Source organism: Verrucomicrobiota bacterium, from assembly GCA_037139415.1.
Classification (GTDB): domain Bacteria; phylum Verrucomicrobiota; class Verrucomicrobiia; order Limisphaerales; family Fontisphaeraceae; genus JBAXGN01.
Window position 1 is genome coordinate 1 of sequence record JBAXGN010000170.1, and the last position, 17,551, is coordinate 17,551.

Consider the following 17,551-nt stretch of genomic DNA (forward strand, 5'->3'; position numbering starts at 1 on the left):
AGAGATTTAGCAGAAAGATGAAACCGGCAGAAAAATTCGACTGAAGAAGATAGGAGCTGGGAGTTTGGAGTTAGAATTACCGGAAGAACACAGGAGTTGGAGGCAGAAGTTGAAATCACCGCGAAACATGCTAAAAACGCGAAAGCGAAAGACAGGATGGGAAAGTGCCATGGATAATCGGGGGGAGAATCGCAAATCTCAGATTTCAAATTTCAGGCTGGGAAAAAGGATATTCGGGAGACACGGACATAGCCAATCACTAATCGCTAATAGCCGAGGAATTCAAACCGCGAAATACGCGGAATACGCGAAAGCTGAAAGCCAAGAGTTGGAAGAAGACAGGATGGAACAAGTACGAAGAAGGTGAAGGAAATAGCCAATCGCCAAGGAAATTGAACCGGAAAAATATCGGGCGGGACGGCCGGAGATATGCCGGCGGGACCAGCCGGTAGTGGACCCGTCCCGCCCGTGATGCCACATCCTGGTGTGACATCAAGAATGTGCTGCTTTTGACGATGATTGGCTGGAGCGGCGCGGCGCGAATTCCCAGACCGGGCTCATGACGGAGGCATGGACCTCCCGGGCAAAATTCAACATGCCCACAAATCCCGCCAACGGTTCCTTGCGCTCATGATTGTGATCGCAGAAGGCAATGCCCAGCTTGTAGGCGATGGGCCGCTCCTTGACGCCGCCAATAAACAGATCCACTTCCTTCTCCAGGCAAAACTTGGCCAGCTCCAAGGGATTGGAGTCGTCCACGATGATCGTGCCGGGGTCGGCCATTTCCTGAAGTTGCCGGTAATCTTCCTGGTCGCCGGTTTGCGAGCCGACGACGGCGGTTTGCATGCCGATCAGCCGCAAGGCGCGCATCAGGGAAAACGCCTTGAACGCGCCGCCGACGTAAATGGCCGCTTTTTTGCCGGCCAGCTTTTGGCGGTATTGTTGCAGCTTGGGGTAGATATCGGCCACCTCATCGCGCACCAGGTTTTGCGCGTTGGTCAGCAGTTCCGGTTGGCCGCTGAAAAATTTGGCGGCCTCATACAGCGCCGCCGCCATATCCTCAATGCCGAAATAGGAAACGCGCTTGAAGGGAATGCCGTGATCCCGCTCCATCATCTTGGCCAAATGGGTCATGGAACCGGAGCATTGCACCAGGTTCAATTTGGCGCCATGCGCCCGCCGGATATCCTCCACCCGGGCATCCCCCGTGATGCAGGACACCACCTCAATGCCAATGCGCCGATAATATTCGCGGATGATCCACGTCTCACCAGCCAGATTGAAATCACCGAGAATATTAATGCTGCACGGGCTGATGCCCGAGGTGTCGCCAGTGCCCATCAGACGGTAGAGCGCTTCGCACGCGGCGCGGTAGCCATCCTTTTTAGTGCCCTTGAATCCCTCGGAGTTCACCGGCAGCACCGGGATTCCGGTTTTCTCCGCGACCCGGCGGCAGATCGCGCCGACATCATCGCCAATGAGACCGACGATGCAGGTGGAATACACAAAGGCCGCCTTGGGTTTGCAGGCCGCGATCAGTTCCAGCAGGCTTTTTTCCAACTTCTTTTCTCCGCCATAGATGACATCCATCTCCTGGAGATCGGTGGAAAAACTGTTGCGATGCAGTTGGGGGCCGCTCGAAAGCGCTCCGCGAATATCCCAGGTGTAGGCCGCGCATCCGATCGGGCCATGGACCAGGTGCAGCGCATCCGAAATGGGATACAGCACCACGCGCGACCCACAGAACACGCAGGCCCGTTGGCTGACCGAGCCCGCCGCGCTGGCCTTGCCGCACGCAAGGCTCGCCGGCGAAGCGGCCGTTTTGCAAACCACCGAGTTTTCGCGTTCTGGAAGAATGGAGATCATAGGGAAAGCCGAATTCCGAGGACCGAATTCCGAAAGAAGCCCGAAGGCCGAAACCCGAAATTTAAACTTTGAATTTGGGGGATTCGTTGATGCGAAGGATTATTTGAGGCTTCATTCCCCCTCACCCTAGCCCTCTCCCTTGGGGAGAGGGAAGGGCCTAGTGCGGTTTTGGTGTCATTTTTCATACCCCCGGATTTAAATGGCGTAGTAGTGGCATTGGAGTTTAAAATTCAATCTCATCCCGCCACAGCCCGTTTTTCTTTGCCGTGCCTGGCCAGCGAATGCAGACCATGCTCGTTTACCCGTAGCATCATCCACTCTTGCATCTCCTGGGCGCCCAGATTGTGGTAAAAGCGCAGGGCGTTTTCATTCCAACGCAAGGCAATCCATTCGTAACGGCCGCAACCCCGGGCGGCGCCGATGCGCGCCACCGCCTCCATCAGCGCAGTACCCAGACCGCGATGCCGCCAGTCCGGGCGCACATAGACATCCTCCAAAAAGATCCCCGGTTTACCGACAAACGTGGAGTAGGTGAAAAAATACACGGCATACCCCACGGATATGCCCTGCTCCACCGCCAGGAGTGCCGCCGCCACCGGGTGCTTCCCAAAGAGCGCCTCGCGCAACGAGGCGGCGGTCACTTCCAATTGGTCTTCCAGATTCTCAAACGCCGCCAAGGCGCGAATCATGGCCAGCAGATCGGGCAAATCCTTCTCCCCCGCCGGGCGAATGATGAATTGGGCCGCCGTTGAGTGGTTGTCACTATCCTGGAGGGTCGCATTCATTATTGTACGAGTTCAAAGAATTCATCGGGGCACGTGCGATCTTTGTGATCCAGCAGGGCATCGGTGATTTTTTCGGCCAGTCGCAAACCGCCCCGATACCCGACCACCGGGAAGTACCGGTGCCCCATGCGATCCAGCGCGGGGAATCCAAACCGCACGAATGGCAGTTTTTCTGTTCGGGCGATGTACTTGCAATAGCTGTTGCCAATCAGCAAGTCCACCGGCACGTTCTTCATCCATTGATGCATCTCGAACAGATCGCTGTTACACTTGACCATCGCGTCGGGAACTTGGTCCTTGAGAATTTCTTGAACCCGATGTTCAAAGTGATTCCCCGGGGAACCGGTAATGACGTACACCGGTTTCATGTCCAACTCCACGAGGAATTGCACCAGCGAAATCACGTTGTCAGGATCACCCGCCACCGCGACCCGTTTGCCGTGAAAGTATTGATGCATGTCGCCCATGACATCCAGCAACTGGCCGCGCTCGCGCATGATGGATTCCGGCACATCCGCCCCGCCGTAATTGCGCATGGCATGAACGAACCGGTCGGTTTGCGTCAGGCCGATGGGCAGTTCCAGGAAGGCGCATGGCACATTGCATCGCTCATCCAATTCGGTCGCCGCCGGGTGGGAGGCAAAGTGTCCGAGCGCCAGGGTGGCCAGACTGTCTCCCGTAGTTTTGAGTTGTTCCATCGTCACGCCGCCCTTGGGGTACATTTGATAGGCGCCCGTTTGCGGCAGGTCCAGCACATCGCTGGTATCCGGAAACATCACGACCTTCACCCCCATTGCACTGGATAGACGTTTCAGTTCCCGCATATCCGCCGGATCAATAAAACCCGGCACCAGGTTGATTTGATTGCGGGGGTTGCTGGTGCGCTCGGCGAAATACTTCACCATCGCGGTGGTCATGTTGGCAAAACCGGTGATGTGCGAGCCCACAAAACTGGGGGTGTTGCAATGCATCACGACTTTGCCCTTGGGAATGATCCCCTCATCCGTCGCCTTGCGGATCATCATGGGAATATCATCGCCAATGACTTCCGAAAGGCAGGTGGTATGAACGGCGACCACGTCCGGATTATAGAGCGTGAAGATATTGCTCAACGCCTGGGTGAGATTGGCCAGGCCGCCGAAGACCGAGGCGCCTTCGGTAAAGGAACTGGTCGTGGCAACCACCGGTTCCTTGTATTGGCGGGTGAGATGGCTGCGGTGATAGGAGCAGCAACCTTGCGAGCCGTGACTGTGCGGCATGCAACCATGAATGCCCAGGGCCGCATACATGGCCCCGATGGGTTGGCAGGTTTTGGCCGGGTTGATGCGCAGGGCGCTGCGCGGTTTCAGGTCGGCGGTCGTGGCGTCTAACATAATTTGGAGTCCTTTCTGGGTAAATATTTAGGGTTCAGCTTCGACGGCAGCGGGACGGCGGGACCAGGCTTTGGTTTCGCCATTCCGTTTGGTTCCCGTGGTTTTTGACGGATGTACCAGGGCGGCGGTCAATTCCGGGGTTTTCTCCCACGGCGGTACGACAAATTTCCAAACCTTGGTGGACAGCATCCGGTCCACCTCGCGGTAGAAGTTGATCGCACCGGTGAAGGTCGCATACGGCCCACCGTAATCATACGAGTGCAATTGCTTGCAGGGAATGCCCATCTTCTCGATCACAAACTTGTCTTTGATGCCCGAGGCAATCATGTCCGGCTTGTAGAGTTCGATGAGCTTCTCAATTTCATGATGGCTGATGTCGTCAATGATCAAGGTGTTCTTTTTCATCTCGCTCATCATGCCTTCGTAATCATTGAAGGTTAATCCGCCAGCTTTAAGCGCTTCCATTTGTTCGGGGGACTTGCGCAGCCGAAACTTTTCCGGATCGGCTTCCACCTTCAATTCCTCAATGTTGCGGCTGTCGGCATCCACTTTGACGCTCGGCAGAACCCGCCGGCCCTCATAATCGTCCCGGTGCGCAAACTCATATCCCGCGCAGACGATTTCCATGCCGATGTCCTGGTACAGGTCTTGATAATGGTGCGCGCGCGAACCACCCACGAACAGCGCCACCTTCTTGCCTTTGCACCGGGCGGTGACTTCCTCGCGCACTGGCCGCAAGACCGCCAATTCCTGGGCAATGACTTCCTCGACCCGATCCTTGAGTTTCTTGCTTTCAAAAAATCCCGCAATTTTACGCAGGGATTTGGCGGTGGATTCCGCGCCGATGAAATTGACTTTCATCCAGGGAATCCCGAACTTGCGCTCCATCATCTCGGCAATGTAGTTGATGGACCGGTGGCACATCACGGTGTTCAGCGTGGCCGTGTGGGCTTTGCTCACTTGCTCATAGCTGACGTCGCCGCTGAGCGTGGAGGTGATGTGGATGCCGCATTTGCGCAGGAGCGTGTCAATCTCCCAGGCGTCGCCGCCGATGTTATATTCCCCCAGAATGTTGATGTTGAACTCCGCCTCATCCGGCGTGTCGTTCAGCCCGATGATGTGTTTGAATACGCCGTTATTGGCAATATGATGGCCGGCGGATTGGCTGACGCCTTTGTATCCCTCGCAACTGAAGGCGATGATGTTGATGCCCAGCTTTTCCTTCATCTCCCGCGCAACTTGGTGAATATCATCGCCGATCAGGCCCACCGGGCAGGTCGCCAGGATGGCAATCGCCTTGGGCTTGAAGATGTCGTACGCCTCTTGGATGGCTTGCTTGAGCTTCTTCTCCCCGCCGAACACGATTTGATCCTCCTGCATGTCCGTGCTCATGCAGTATTGCATATAGTTGGCTTCGCCTTCCTTGGGGCGGGCCAGGTTGCGGCGGGTCATCCAGGCGTAGTACCCGCAACCGATCGGGCCATGGGTGATTTGCAGCAAATCATAGATGGGCCCCATGACCACGCCTCGGCAACCGGCATACGTGCAACCGCGTTGGGTCATGATTCCCGGCACCGTGCGCGTGTTGGCGGCGATTTCCGGCGGGGCCTCCGGGTCGTTGATCACGATTTGCTTTTGACGTTTCTTGCGCGTCTTTGGCGGATATGCCTTGAGCATTTCCTCGCGCGCCGCTACTGGGTCAGGCGGCGGGTTAATAGGATTGGTTGCGGATGTGTCCATAGTCATGAAAAGTTAAGGTTGTGGTTAGGATAGCGCGGCGGCGCCGTGCTCACCGGTACGAATACGGATGGCCTCCTCAATCGGGAGTACAAAGATTTTCCCATCCCCCGGCTGGCCGGTTTGGTTGTTTTTGATGAAGGTTTCCACCACTTTGGTCACGGCGTCATCCGGCACCGTCAGGCTCATCATGCGGCTGGGGGTCAACCGCGGACCGTCGTCCTTGAGGTGGGCGATGGCTTCGGGCAGACCCTCCTGGGCGCCGCTAATGACCCGCAAATCCACGTGGTCGCGGCCCCGGCCCAGCACCTTGCGCACCGTAAAGGCGGGGAAACCGGTGTCAATCAGGGCCTTTTTCGTCGGGCCCATCTTGTTCATGCGGATAATGGCAATCACTTGTTTCATGGGATGATTAATCGCGGGCGCCAGTGCTCACCGTATACGTTTCTTCCACCTTGGAGATGAATATCTTGCCGTCGCCAAATGCGCCGCGCTCGCCGGTGCGCGCTGACTTCAACATGGTTTCCACCACCAGATCCTTGTCCGGGTCACCCACTACCACCACCAGCATTTCCTTGGGCAGTTCATCGTAGGTGACCTCGCCGATCTTGATGCCGCGCTGTTTGCCGCGGCCAAAAACATCCATCTTGGTCACCCCCGGGAATCCGGCGTCCAGGAGGGCTTTCATCACGGCATGGGACTTTTCCGGTCGCACGATGGCTTGAATCATGGTTGGCATAGTAAAATTGGGCTTTGGTTGCGGTTTCAGTTATGTGGGCTCAGTTGAACAGGCCATATTCCATCAGCAGGCTTTCCAGTTCGGGGATCTTCAGCGGCTTGGGCACCACGAACATCTTGTTTCGGTCAATGGAATTCGCCAGGAGCCGGTATTCATCCGCTTGGCCACACTTGGGATTCCACTCAATCACCGTCTTGCGGTTGATCTCGGCGCGTTGCACATCATTGTCGCGCGGCACGAAATGAATCATTTGCGTGCCCAGCCGCTTGGCAAACTCCTGGATCATCTCCTTTTCGTTGTCCACTTTGCGGCTGTTGCAGATCAATCCGCCGAGCCGCACCTTGCCGCTCTCGGCAAACTTTAAAATGCCCTTGCAGATATTATTGGCGGCGTACATCGCCATCATCTCGCCCGAGCACACAATGTAAATTTCCTCGGCCTTGCCATCACGGATGGGCATGGCGAACCCACCGCACACCACGTCGCCCAGCACGTCGTAAAACACGTAGTCAATCATTTGATCCTCTTTATAGGCGCCCAATTGTTCGAGCATGTTGATCGAGGTGATGATGCCGCGTCCCGCACAGCCCACGCCCGGCTCAGGGCCGCCGGACTCCACGCAACGGGTGTGGCAAAAGCCATCGGCGCAAATGTCACTCAGCTCCACGTCCTCGCCTTCCTCGCGCAAGGTGTCGAGCACACTGCGTTGGGCCATACCACCCAGCAGCAGCCGGGTGGAATCCGCCTTGGGGTCACAGCCTACGACCATGACTTTTTTGCCCATTTCGGCGAGCCCGGCGACGGTATTTTGCGTCGTCGTTGATTTGCCGATTCCGCCTTTGCCATAGATGGCTACTTTTCTCATAATTCAATTATTCCTATTTCAAGTTCACAATGTTGGTGTCATTCGTCGCGATTTCACGCGCCTGATCCTCCATACGCAAAGGGCGTGCCAAGTCTGGCAACCTGGAAAATCCAAAACCAAAAACAAAACCTTTGTAGCTACGGCTCAGTGGGTTATGGAAAAAGATTTTTGCTCTTTGCCAATGGATTTGCTTCCGGGACACATCACCACGTGTTCAACAACCGACATTAATGTAGGTTTCGGGATACGAGGTTACGCGGATGTAGGTTGGGGCACCGGTAAGCACCCCTATTGGCAGCAGGGTTGCGGGAGGGAAATAATATTGGGAACCATCGCCTTCCACCAACTCACTTTCGCGTTTATAACGGAAAACAGGAAAAGTGCTGGCAAGTTTTGGTGCGGTCCGGTTTAATACAGCAACCGTGAAACTCACAGTGCTATTATTGTGCCTGATAGCCTTGCTTTTTGCCGGTTGTACCGCGAATTACTATCGCAAATCGGCCGACAAGGAGGCGGCGCGTCTGATTGCGGAGAAGTCACGCTTCGTCCCCAACATGGACCCGCGTTTCACGATCCAGAGCAACGCCCCGATTTCCCTTGAGGAATTGCCCGTTTTTAGCGCGACGCAGGATTTCCTGGGCACGGACAAGGAGGCGGAACAGGGCGCGCGCATCGTCTCTCTGGATAAGGCGTTGGAGATTGCGGTGAAGTACAGCCGGACCTACCAAACCCGCAAAGAGGTGCTGTATTTGCAGGCCTTGTCGCTCACGCTGGCGCGCCACCAATATACCCCCATTTTTTCGACCGCCGCCAGAACGCGCTACGTCAATACCCACCAGTACGTGGCCGGCGGCGTGGATCACCTGGTTTCCGAACGCGAGGTGAACGCCTCCGCCTCGGCGGGCTCGGAGATGCTGCTGCGCACCGGGGCGCGCATCACCACCAGCTTCACCACGGATTTCCTGCGGTTCATCACGGGCGACCCGCGCACGGCCTATTCCTCCCAACTGGGGGCCACGCTGACCCAGCCCCTGTGGCGCGGCGCCGGCTTCCAAATCGCCATGGAGAACCTGACCCAGGCGGAGCGGGACCTGCTGTACGCCCTGCGGGAGTTCACGCGGTACCGCAAGGACTTTGCGCTGGAAATCGCCTCCGCCTATTATGGCGTGCTGCAAAACCGGGATGTGGCACGGAACAGCCACCGCGGTTACCTGAACTTCAAGGCGACCGCCGAGCGGGACAAGGCCTTTGTGGATGAAGGCCAGCGCCCGGTTTCTTCGCTGGGCCAATTGAAGCAGGCGGAGTTGAGCACGGAAATCCGCTGGATCAATGCCCTGCGCACCTACCGGCAGAGCCTGGACCAGTTCAAAATCCAAATCGGGCTGCCGCTGGTCACGCAAATCATCCTGGATGACCGCGAACTGGCGCAATTGAAGATTCTCCATCCCTCCGTCAACGTGGAGGAGGCCATCACCGTGGCGCTATCCAACCGGCTGGATTTGCTGAACCAGCGGGATGCGCTGGAGGACGCCGACCGAAAACTCCAGGTGGCCATGAACCGGCTGAAGCCCAAGGTGGATTTCGTCAGCGGCGTCAATGTGCCGGCCAAAGCCGGCAGCACCCCCACCGCCCCGGATTTTTCGCAGTATAGCTGGTATGCGGGGCTGGAGGTGGACCCCGGCCTGGATAAAAAGTCGGATCGCAACACCTACCGCGCAACCCTGATCAACCGGGAGCGCACCGCGCGGGAATGGACGCTGGCGCTGGACAACGTGCGCCTGCAGATGGTGGATGGGTGGCGGCAACTGGACCAGGCACGCCGCAACTTTGAAATCAGCGAGATGGGCGTGGAACTGGCCGGGCGGCGCGTGGAGGAGGAAACCATGAAGATGGAACTGGGCCGCGGCACCGCCCGGGAATTGGTGGACGCGCAAAACGCGCTGATGGAATCGCGCGACCAGCGCACCGCCGCGCTGGTGAGCCACACCACCACGCGCCTGCGCTTCTGGAGTAACATGGGCATACTGATGATCCGAGAAAACGGTAAATGGGAGGAGACGACTGATGCAAAAGCTCCGTAAACTCATCGCATTTCTGCGCAATCAACCGCGCTGGCGGCTGGCGGCCGGCGGCGCAGCCATCCTGCTGGTCGCCGGGTGGCTCTGGCCATCCGGCGGCGCGCGCGATTATGGCGCCACCTTCACCTCGCGGCGCGGCACCTTGACCATTAAAATACTGGAAGGCGGCAGCATTGAAGCCGCCGATGCGCAGGAAATCCGCTCGGAAATCCGGGGCGGGCAAGGCACGAAAATCCTGAAGATCGTCGAAGAGGGATACCAGGTGACCGAGCAGGACGTAAAGGCCGGCAAGGTGTTGGTGGAGCTGGACTCTTCGGATTTGAAACAACGGATCGTGAGCCAGGACATTCAGTTCCAGTCCACCCTGGCGGCCTACATTGACGCGCAGCAGGCGTTTGACATTCAAGGCATCCAAAACCAGACCGATGTGAAGGCCGCCGAGCAGAAAGCCCGCTTTGCGCGCATGGATTTTGAGAAGTTCCTGGGCGACGACCTCGCGGATTCGATCATTGCCAAACTGAAACTGCAATTGGACACGAACGAAATCCGCCTGCCCGACATTGACGCCTTCCTGGGGGAACAGACTGCGGGCGCCACGAATGCCCCGCTGGGGACCAACATGGCACCGGGGACCGATACCAAATGGCTGGGCAACGGCAACCCAACCGAACCCGGCAAAACCAACGGCACCAGCGAAACTCAGAGCGCCGGCGCCGGGGCCTTGGATGACCTGAGCCGCAGCGCCATGCCAGTGACCACCGCCCCGCCCATTGACTTCAGCCAATATGCCAAACTGGAACTGCTGGGCGATGGCGCCGCCAAGCAACAACTGCGCAAGCTCATGGATGACGCCCAACTGGCCAAAGCCCAGGAAAGCCTGGGCAACACCAAACTCGACGGCACCCAGCGCCTGTTTGACAAAGGTTTCGTGCCCAAAAGCGAACTGGACAGCGAAACGTTCAACACCCAAAACAATGTGCTCCGGGTGAAAACTTCCGAAACGGCGCTGGAGCTGTTTGTGAAGTATGAATTCACCAAGCAGGCCGAGGAATTACTCTCCAAGTACGATGAATCGCTGCGCGGACACCAGCGGGCGCGCAAGGAAGCCATCGCCAAACTGGCGCAGGTGCGCGCCCGGTTGAAATCCGCGGAAGGCCGGTTCAAAATCGAGGCCGAACAGCGGCGTGATCTCAACGAGCAATTGAATAAATGCGTGATCAGGGCGCAAAAATCCGGCCTGGTGGTCTATGCCTCGGACAATCGCATGTTCGGCTCCGAACAAACGCGGGAAGGCGCCACCGTGCGGGAACGCCAGCGCATCATCACCATCCCCGACATGAAAAAGATGTCGGTCAGCGTGAAGATCCACGAGGCGTCCATCAAGCAGATCAAAAAGGGACAGCCCGCCAAAATCCGGGTAGACGCGTATCCGGATGAAGAACTGCGGGGCGAGGTTTCCAAAGTCGGCGTGCTGCCGGATTACCAAAACCGGTGGTTCAACCCCGACTTGAAGGTGTATGAAACCATGGTGGAGATCAGGCAGGAGCGGGACTGGCTGAAACCGGGCATGAGCGCCAAAGTCGAAATCTATGTCAAGGAGCTGACCAATGTGGTGTATGTCCCGTTGCAGGCGGTCTCCCTGGCCCGCGGCAAGCACCTCTGCCAGGTCCTGCACTTCGGCCGGGCCCAGGTTCGCGAAATCACCATCGGCGATGCCAACGATGAATTTGTGGAAATCAAGAGCGGACTCGCGGAGGGTGAGAAAGTCATGCTGCGCGCCCCGGACACCGGACGCCCCGAGGAGGAGAACCAGGAAAAAACCGGCGAAAAAACGGCCGCTGACCCCGCCAGCAAGGAGGCTCCAGCCGCCCAATCCCCAGCGGAAAAGAAGCCCCCCGCACCGGGTGATTCCGGCAAGCCCGACCGCAACCGGCCCAAAGCAGCGCGGTGAGCGCTGAAGGAACGAATATGCCCGCCATTGTCATGCTGGATAACGTGGTGAAGACCTACCAAATGGGTCCGGTCACCGTGGAGGCATTGCGAGGCATCACGCTGCACATTGAGGCCGGCGAATATATCAGCATCATGGGCCCTTCCGGCTGCGGAAAATCCACGCTGCTGAACGTGCTGGGCTGCCTGGACCGCCCCACCTCCGGCCACTACCTGCTGGGGCCCGATGACGTCTCGCAAATGCCGGATGATCAACTTTCCACGGTGCGCGGCGCGCGGCTGGGTTTCATTTTTCAATCGTACAACCTGATCCCGCAGTTGACGGTGCTGGAAAACATTGAAGTACCGCTTTACTACCAAGGCTGGCATGAGCAAGCCAGCCGCCAGCGAGCCGAGGAACTTGCCCGCCGGGTTGGCCTGGACAACCGGCTATCGCACAAACCCTTCGAGTTATCCGGTGGCCAGCAGCAGCGCGTCGCCATCGCGCGCGCGCTGGTCAACGATCCGCTGGTCATCCTGGCCGATGAGGCCACCGGCAACCTGGATTCCCGGTCCGGGCAGGAAATCCTCGCGGTGTTTGACGAATTGAACCGCGCGGGAAAAACCATCGTCATGGTGACCCATGACGAAAGCGTGGCCCATCGCGCCCGCCGCATCCTCCGGCTGCGGGACGGCCAGGTGGAATCCGACCAAACCCATTAAGGCCGCCGCGCATGCTTTCCCCCACCCCACCTTCGCTGCTCGGCCGGTTAAAACACCGGCTGCTGGGAAAATTGGTGGATGACCTGGTCCGGGCGCGGCTGGACCGCACGGCGCGGCTGGCGTTCAAAAGCCTCTGGCTGCACCGGATGCGCTCGTTCCTGACGGTGTTGGGAATCGTATTCGGCGTCTGCTCGGTGATTGCGATGCTTGCCATCGGCGAAGGCGCCAGCTACGAGGCGCAGGAGGAGATCAAAAGCCTGGGCAGCCAGAACATCATCTTGCGCAGCATCAAGCCAGGCGAAGAACAAAAGGTGGCCGGGGCGGCCACAGAGTTTGTGCTGACCTACGGTCTGACCTACAAAGACGTCAAAGCCATCAAAGACACCATCCCCGGCGTCTCGGTCATCGTGCCGGGGCGCATCATCCGGGAGTACATCTGGAACATCAACCGGCGGGTGGACGCGGAGATCATCGGCACCGTCCCCTGGTTTCCGGAAATGCGCAATCAGCGCCTGTCGGCCGGTCGCTTCTTCACCGACATGGAAATGCAGTCGGTGGCCAATGTCTGCGTGCTGGGCAAGGAGGCGGCGGATGCGCTGTTTCCCATGGAAACGCCGCTGGGCAACGTCGTGCGAGTCGGCGGCGGTTATTACCGGGTGGTGGGCATCATGGAACCGCGGGGCAAAGAGACCAAGGGCGATGAACGCGCCAGCAGCGGCACCGTGCATCGCATGTTCATGCCGCTGGAAACGGCGGTTTCCCGCTACGGCAAAACGCTCATTAAACGGCGGGCGGGCAGTTTTGAGGCGGAACGGGTGGAACTGCACGAGGTCACCGTAAAAGTCGAGCAGCTGTCCGAGGTGCTGCCGGTTTCCCAGGCCATCGCCGGCCTGCTGAAGCGAAATCACAAAAAGGCGGATTACGAGATGGTGGTGCCGCTGGAACTCCTCAAGCGCGCGGAACATACCAAACGCATCTTTAACATCGTGCTGGGTTCGATCGCCGCCATTTCCCTGCTGGTGGGCGGCATCGGCATCATGAACATCATGCTGGCCACCGTCACCGAGCGCACCCGGGAAATCGGCATTCGCCGCGCCCTGGGTGCGCGCCGGCGGGATATTGTCATGCAGTTCCTGATTGAATCGGTGATTTTGTCGGGCACCGGCGGGGTCATTGGCGTCGCCCTGGGGATTACCATCCCCTTCCTGGTAAGCTATTTTGCCGGGATGAAGACCATCATCACGGTTTGGTCGCCATTGCTGGCCTTTTCCATTTCCGCAATGGTCGGCGTCATTTTCGGGCTGTATCCCGCCCAACGCGCCGCGCAGATGGACCCGGTGGAGGCGCTGCGGCATGAATAGTTTTTCTGCACAGCTCGGCTCTCCAGCTCCTTTCCCTTAAAAACCCGTCTCCCTCCCTCGACGCCTAACTGCCATTGGGCCGGTTCAGCCAGATCAGGTAAGCGTCGTAGTTCCAAGCCAGCGTCAGCGCCAGCAAGACCAACAGTGCGGCCGCCAAATCCCGTTTTCCGAAGGAGTCGGATTCGCCATGGGAGCGCGCGAATTCGAGCAGCGCGCCGGTGGGGCATCCGTATTTGCAGTAGGGTTGCGGGAGAATCAAGGAGGCAAGTAACCCACCGAGCGCCAAAGTGATGGTGGGCCAGCCCGCCGCACGAAACAGGAAGGCGTCAAACGGTTCCAAGTCGGCGAGATCCATGGGTAATTGCAGCATCACGGCACAGAGCACCACCACCAGCAGCAGCCACGGCACGAGCCGCAATTGTTTGTCCAGCCAGACGGGCAGCGTCACGCGCCAACGCTTCCGCCCGAGTCGCCCCGCCCATTGTTGCAGGAAGCCGTACGGGCAAATCTGGTGGCAATACAACGGTTTGCGAACCGACCACGGCACCACGAACGCAGCCAGCGCCAGCAGGACCAAACCGGTCGCCAGTTGCCAGTTCACCCCGGACTTTGCCCAGCCCGCCAGCAGGGATTGCGCCAACAGATGGCCGCTCCAGAAACCCACGTAGCCAATCACCGTCCATTGGTAGGTGTACCGCAACCATTTGCGCTCATGCAGTCGGGTAAAGGCCATCAGACCAGCCCCCAGGATGACGACGAGTAACCCGTAATCGCCCGCCCGGAGTTTGATTTGCCGCCACCACGGTTTAGCGTTGCCGTTTTTTTGCGCCAACTCGCAACGGGCGATCAGACTTTCCGCCAGCGCCATGCTGGTATAGGTGGCACCGGAAACACCTTCGATGCCCGCCTGCGACACGCTTAACTTGCCAAGGTCTTCATAGTACATGTCATCCCAGAGATGCATGAAATTCCTATCCGTGACGACATCTTCCACATGCTTGACGGTGTCTTCACTGCGGCGAATGCGGATACCAATGACTTTATCCTCGCGGTTGAAGCCGATCAGCGTATCCGTGACGCCGCAATAGCCGGTAATACGGCGGCATTGGGGTTGGGTGCAGACCACGTAACCCAGTTCCTGCCCCGCCGCGTCACGCACAAACCAGCCCTGACGGGGACCGTGATCCATGTGAAGTTTTTGGGCCTGGGGAAAGAGGCTGCGGACCTCCAGCACGGTCAACGGAGCATTGCCGCTGATGCGTTCCACCCGCAACGCCTGTTCGCGCACCACCCACGCGGTCACCACCAGCAATCCCAGCCGATAAAACCGCAAGACCCAGGGACGTATCCGCTGCCAGCGTGAAGGGGGGGCTTTATCCACTCGCACTCACTTTCTTATCCGCCCTGACTCAAGGCTTGGCGGGGAGCACCTGGATGGCGTCAATCGCGACGTTGCCATCCGCGCCTTCCGTGCCGACTTCCACCGCGCCCGTCTTGCCTGCTTCAAACGGATACACGCCGAGCGAGATGAAGGTGGGCGGAATATTCGGCTGTTCGTGCTCGTTGATACTCAAGGTTTTTTCGCCCGCCGCGCTGAGGATGCGGATGGGGACGTTCTTGGCGCGGTTTTCGTGCGCTTGGTACGCGAAACGCACTTCATACTTGCCAGTCGTCGGCACCTGGAATTCAAAACGCGCGGTGGCCTTGGAATTCTTCGCCGCATACATGTAGCTCTTGCCGATGTATCCCTTCAAGCCGGTGCCAGAAGCCCATTTGCCAGTCAATACGGCTTTGGCGTCGTCCACCACTATCCCGGGCAACTTCGCCGTGGTGATGCCATCCTCTTCGTCCGGCGACAATTCAGCCGCGCCCGGCGCCACATAGAAGGGACCGGCAACCGTATCGCGCCGGGTGACGCCGCGCAGGTTCATCAATTGCTTGAGTTCATCGAAGTACCGCTCGTACACGTCGCGCGGCAGACAGGAATTCTTGATACAGATGGACGCCGCCTTGCCGACGACCTCGCCAATCATGCCACCGGTTTTCATGACGCGCACGGTGCCCAGCGCTTCGTGTGTGACACTGACGTTGCGGCCAGCCATGAACAGGTTTTGCAGGTTGCGGGAATAGAAACAGCGATACGGCACCGGGTAACCGTGTTTGCGGTCCACCGCGTTGTCAAAATGCGCCCGGGAAATAAAGGGGTTCTCCGGGAATTTCTTGGCGAACTCCTCCTTGGGATAGTGCAGGTCAATGTCCCAGGTGGTCGGGACGCAGCCATCCGTGAATGGACGCTTCTCGGCGATGTCCTCGCGGGCCAACACGACATCGCCCAGCAACTGCCGGGATTCGCGCGTGCCGCCAATGTAGGCCATCCACTCCAACTTGGCGTTTAAATGCTCCTCTTTGCCTTCTTTGTTCTTCATCGTGTTAAACGCGCCATACGCCGCGCGGAAATTCCAATCCCGGACGGCCTCCAGATCGTTGATGGGATGCAAATTAAACCCGCTTTCCCAGAACCACTCCGCATGAAACTTCTTGGGATACGGAAAATCCTTCAAGGTCAACTCCAGCGCCCAGGGAACCTCAGGAAACCCAACCGGGTTCGGCTCCGTTTTCCAGCGCCACATATTGCTCATGCCCATATGGCCGTCTTCCTTGACAGTATGATCCGCGCCCGCCAACGCCCCAACGGTGGCATGGCCGGTACAGTCCGCAAATAACCGCCCGCGAAACCGATGCGCCTCACTGGTGCGTGTATCCAGAGCGATGACCGCCGTAATTTTATTACCTTGCTTCTCCACCGCGTACGCGTGGTGATTGAAAAACAAGGTGATGTTCTTCTCGGCGCGCACAATGGTCTCCTTCTTGGCGTCGCCAAACTCCTCGTAGGTGCCGGGGGACGACTTGGCGCGATCAGCGAGTTCATCCACGATCTCTCCAAGGTTGGGATAAATCCCGCGCCGCGTGCCGCCCTTGGCCCACACCCGCACTTCTGAACTGCCGTTGCCGCCCAACACCGGACGGTCCTGAATCAACGCCACTTTGATCCCCATGCGCGCGGCGGCCATCGCCGCCCCCATACCGCCGTACCCACCGCCGATCACCACGAGATCAAATTCGCCGGCATCGGTGGGTTTATCGGGCAATCCCAGCAATTGTTTGCGCCAGGAAGCGAGCGGTGCCGCGTCATTCGGCGGAGAAAAAGCCTTGTCGGTGGTAAAGAGAATCGCATCGCAACGCCCTTCAAAGCCTGTGAGGTCATGCAAGGCCACCTTCGCCTGCTTGCCCTTAATCTCCACCGTGCCGCCGTCGTGCCAGAACCAATCCGCCCCCTGCGTGCCAAAAGTTTCCTTCAGCGCCTGCCCCTCCACCAACACTTGGAACTTACCCGGTGTACCCGGCGCTTTCCAGCGGGCAACCCAATCCTTGGTGCGGACGAAAACCCGGTACGTGCCGGCTTCAGGCAGGTTGACCGTGGTGGTGGCGTCCTTGACCGGTTCGCCCAGCCCGTGTGCCAACAAGTACGGCGAGCCCATGAGGTCAATAAACTGGGTATCCAGGGACCAACCGCCCTGATCCTGGAAGCTCTCCGCCTCCACAAGGACTGTCGCGGCATGGGTTGTGCCGCCCAAAATAGTGACCATGCCAGCCATCGCCAGCAAACCGGCTTTAATGCATTCTTTAAACATAGACTCGTGGCAACCTAGCCCAAAAGTTCTTTCTTGAAAAGGAGAGAATACAACTCCCTCACGGATTTTACCGGGTGGATCGGCAGGGCTGCATCAAGCTCAGTTTGGTTCAAGCAACCGCAAACGTAGGTGACGAGTCACGAGTCTCAAATATGGTGGCGCGGGAAATTTTGGAGTGCGGTGGCAGAATCCGGGGGTAACAGGGGCGGATGACGACACCGCTTTGGATTTGTCCCGTCCACTGGAGTGAGCGCTGGGGCTCCTGGCGCCGCTCAAATATCGTGGCGCAGGGGATTTTGGCAGTGGGGAAATTCCCAGAGCTTCATACCCCCTCACCTCTTTCCTCTCCCTTTATATGTTCCCTGCGATGAATTTGATCACAAGCGTCATGATTGTCCGGCAG

The 17,551-nt window shown here is 58.3% G+C and carries 13 protein-coding genes; 4 read left to right on the forward strand and 9 right to left on the reverse strand.

Annotated features, from left to right (window positions below; genetic code table 11):
- Nucleotides 1–492: 492 nt before the first annotated feature.
- The 7 genes from nifE to nifH all read right to left on the reverse strand — a co-directional run bounded on the left by nifE (nucleotide 493) and on the right by nifH (nucleotide 7,365).
- Nucleotides 493–1,866 carry a nitrogenase iron-molybdenum cofactor biosynthesis protein NifE gene (gene nifE, locus WCO56_23125; protein ID MEI7732483.1) on the reverse strand — a complete coding sequence of 458 codons (1,374 nt, stop codon included), beginning with the start codon at nucleotides 1,864–1,866 and terminating at the stop codon, nucleotides 493–495.
- Between the two features lie 236 nt (nucleotides 1,867–2,102).
- Nucleotides 2,103–2,651: a GNAT family N-acetyltransferase gene (locus WCO56_23130; GenBank protein ID MEI7732484.1), complete on the reverse strand. Its 549-nt coding sequence runs from the start codon at nucleotides 2,649–2,651 to the stop codon at nucleotides 2,103–2,105.
- Nucleotides 2,651–4,024, reverse strand: a complete 1,374-nt coding sequence (gene nifK / locus WCO56_23135) for a nitrogenase molybdenum-iron protein subunit beta (GenBank protein ID MEI7732485.1) — start codon at nucleotides 4,022–4,024, stop codon at nucleotides 2,651–2,653. The genes WCO56_23130 and nifK overlap by 1 nt, the downstream gene beginning before the upstream one ends.
- A 27-nt stretch (nucleotides 4,025–4,051) precedes the next feature.
- Nucleotides 4,052–5,764 carry a nitrogenase molybdenum-iron protein alpha chain gene (gene nifD / locus WCO56_23140; protein ID MEI7732486.1) on the reverse strand — a complete coding sequence of 571 codons (1,713 nt, stop codon included), beginning with the start codon at nucleotides 5,762–5,764 and terminating at the stop codon, nucleotides 4,052–4,054.
- A 24-nt stretch (nucleotides 5,765–5,788) separates the two neighbouring features.
- Nucleotides 5,789–6,166, reverse strand: coding sequence for a P-II family nitrogen regulator (locus WCO56_23145; GenBank protein ID MEI7732487.1), 378 nt, complete (start codon nucleotides 6,164–6,166; stop codon nucleotides 5,789–5,791).
- A gap of 7 nt (nucleotides 6,167–6,173) precedes the next feature.
- Nucleotides 6,174–6,500: a P-II family nitrogen regulator gene (locus WCO56_23150; GenBank protein ID MEI7732488.1), complete on the reverse strand. Its 327-nt coding sequence runs from the start codon at nucleotides 6,498–6,500 to the stop codon at nucleotides 6,174–6,176.
- A gap of 40 nt (nucleotides 6,501–6,540) precedes the next feature.
- Nucleotides 6,541–7,365, reverse strand: coding sequence for a nitrogenase iron protein (nifH, locus tag WCO56_23155; GenBank protein MEI7732489.1), 825 nt, complete (start codon nucleotides 7,363–7,365; stop codon nucleotides 6,541–6,543).
- 422 nt (nucleotides 7,366–7,787) lie between these two features.
- Between nifH and WCO56_23160 the strand changes: the two genes are divergently transcribed.
- Genes WCO56_23160 through WCO56_23175 form a run of 4 tightly spaced genes read left to right on the forward strand, consistent with a single transcriptional unit; the run spans nucleotide 7,788 to nucleotide 13,456 of the window.
- A complete protein-coding gene (locus tag WCO56_23160) occupies nucleotides 7,788–9,446 on the forward strand; it encodes a TolC family protein (GenBank protein MEI7732490.1) in 1,659 nt (552 codons plus the stop codon).
- Nucleotides 9,430–11,394, forward strand: a complete 1,965-nt coding sequence (locus WCO56_23165) for an efflux RND transporter periplasmic adaptor subunit (protein MEI7732491.1) — start codon at nucleotides 9,430–9,432, stop codon at nucleotides 11,392–11,394. The genes WCO56_23160 and WCO56_23165 overlap by 17 nt, the downstream gene beginning before the upstream one ends.
- Nucleotides 11,395–11,411: 17 nt before the next feature.
- Nucleotides 11,412–12,095: an ABC transporter ATP-binding protein gene (locus tag WCO56_23170; GenBank protein MEI7732492.1), complete on the forward strand. Its 684-nt coding sequence runs from the start codon at nucleotides 11,412–11,414 to the stop codon at nucleotides 12,093–12,095.
- A gap of 11 nt (nucleotides 12,096–12,106) precedes the next feature.
- Nucleotides 12,107–13,456 (forward strand): ABC transporter permease, encoded by a 1,350-nt coding sequence (locus tag WCO56_23175; GenBank protein MEI7732493.1) that lies wholly within the window; start codon nucleotides 12,107–12,109, stop codon nucleotides 13,454–13,456.
- Between the two features lie 64 nt (nucleotides 13,457–13,520).
- Here the strand turns inward: WCO56_23175 and WCO56_23180 are convergent, their stop codons facing one another.
- Together WCO56_23180 and WCO56_23185 are read right to left on the reverse strand one after the other, a co-directional pair.
- Complete coding sequence (locus tag WCO56_23180) at nucleotides 13,521–14,837, reverse strand: 4Fe-4S binding protein (protein MEI7732494.1); 1,317 nt, start codon at nucleotides 14,835–14,837, stop codon at nucleotides 13,521–13,523.
- 28 nt (nucleotides 14,838–14,865) lie between these two features.
- The gene (locus tag WCO56_23185) at nucleotides 14,866–17,148 is read right to left on the reverse strand and encodes an FAD-dependent oxidoreductase (GenBank protein ID MEI7732495.1); all 2,283 of its coding nucleotides are present in this window, start codon (nucleotides 17,146–17,148) and stop codon (nucleotides 14,866–14,868) included.
- Nucleotides 17,149–17,551: the final 403 nt, after the last annotated feature.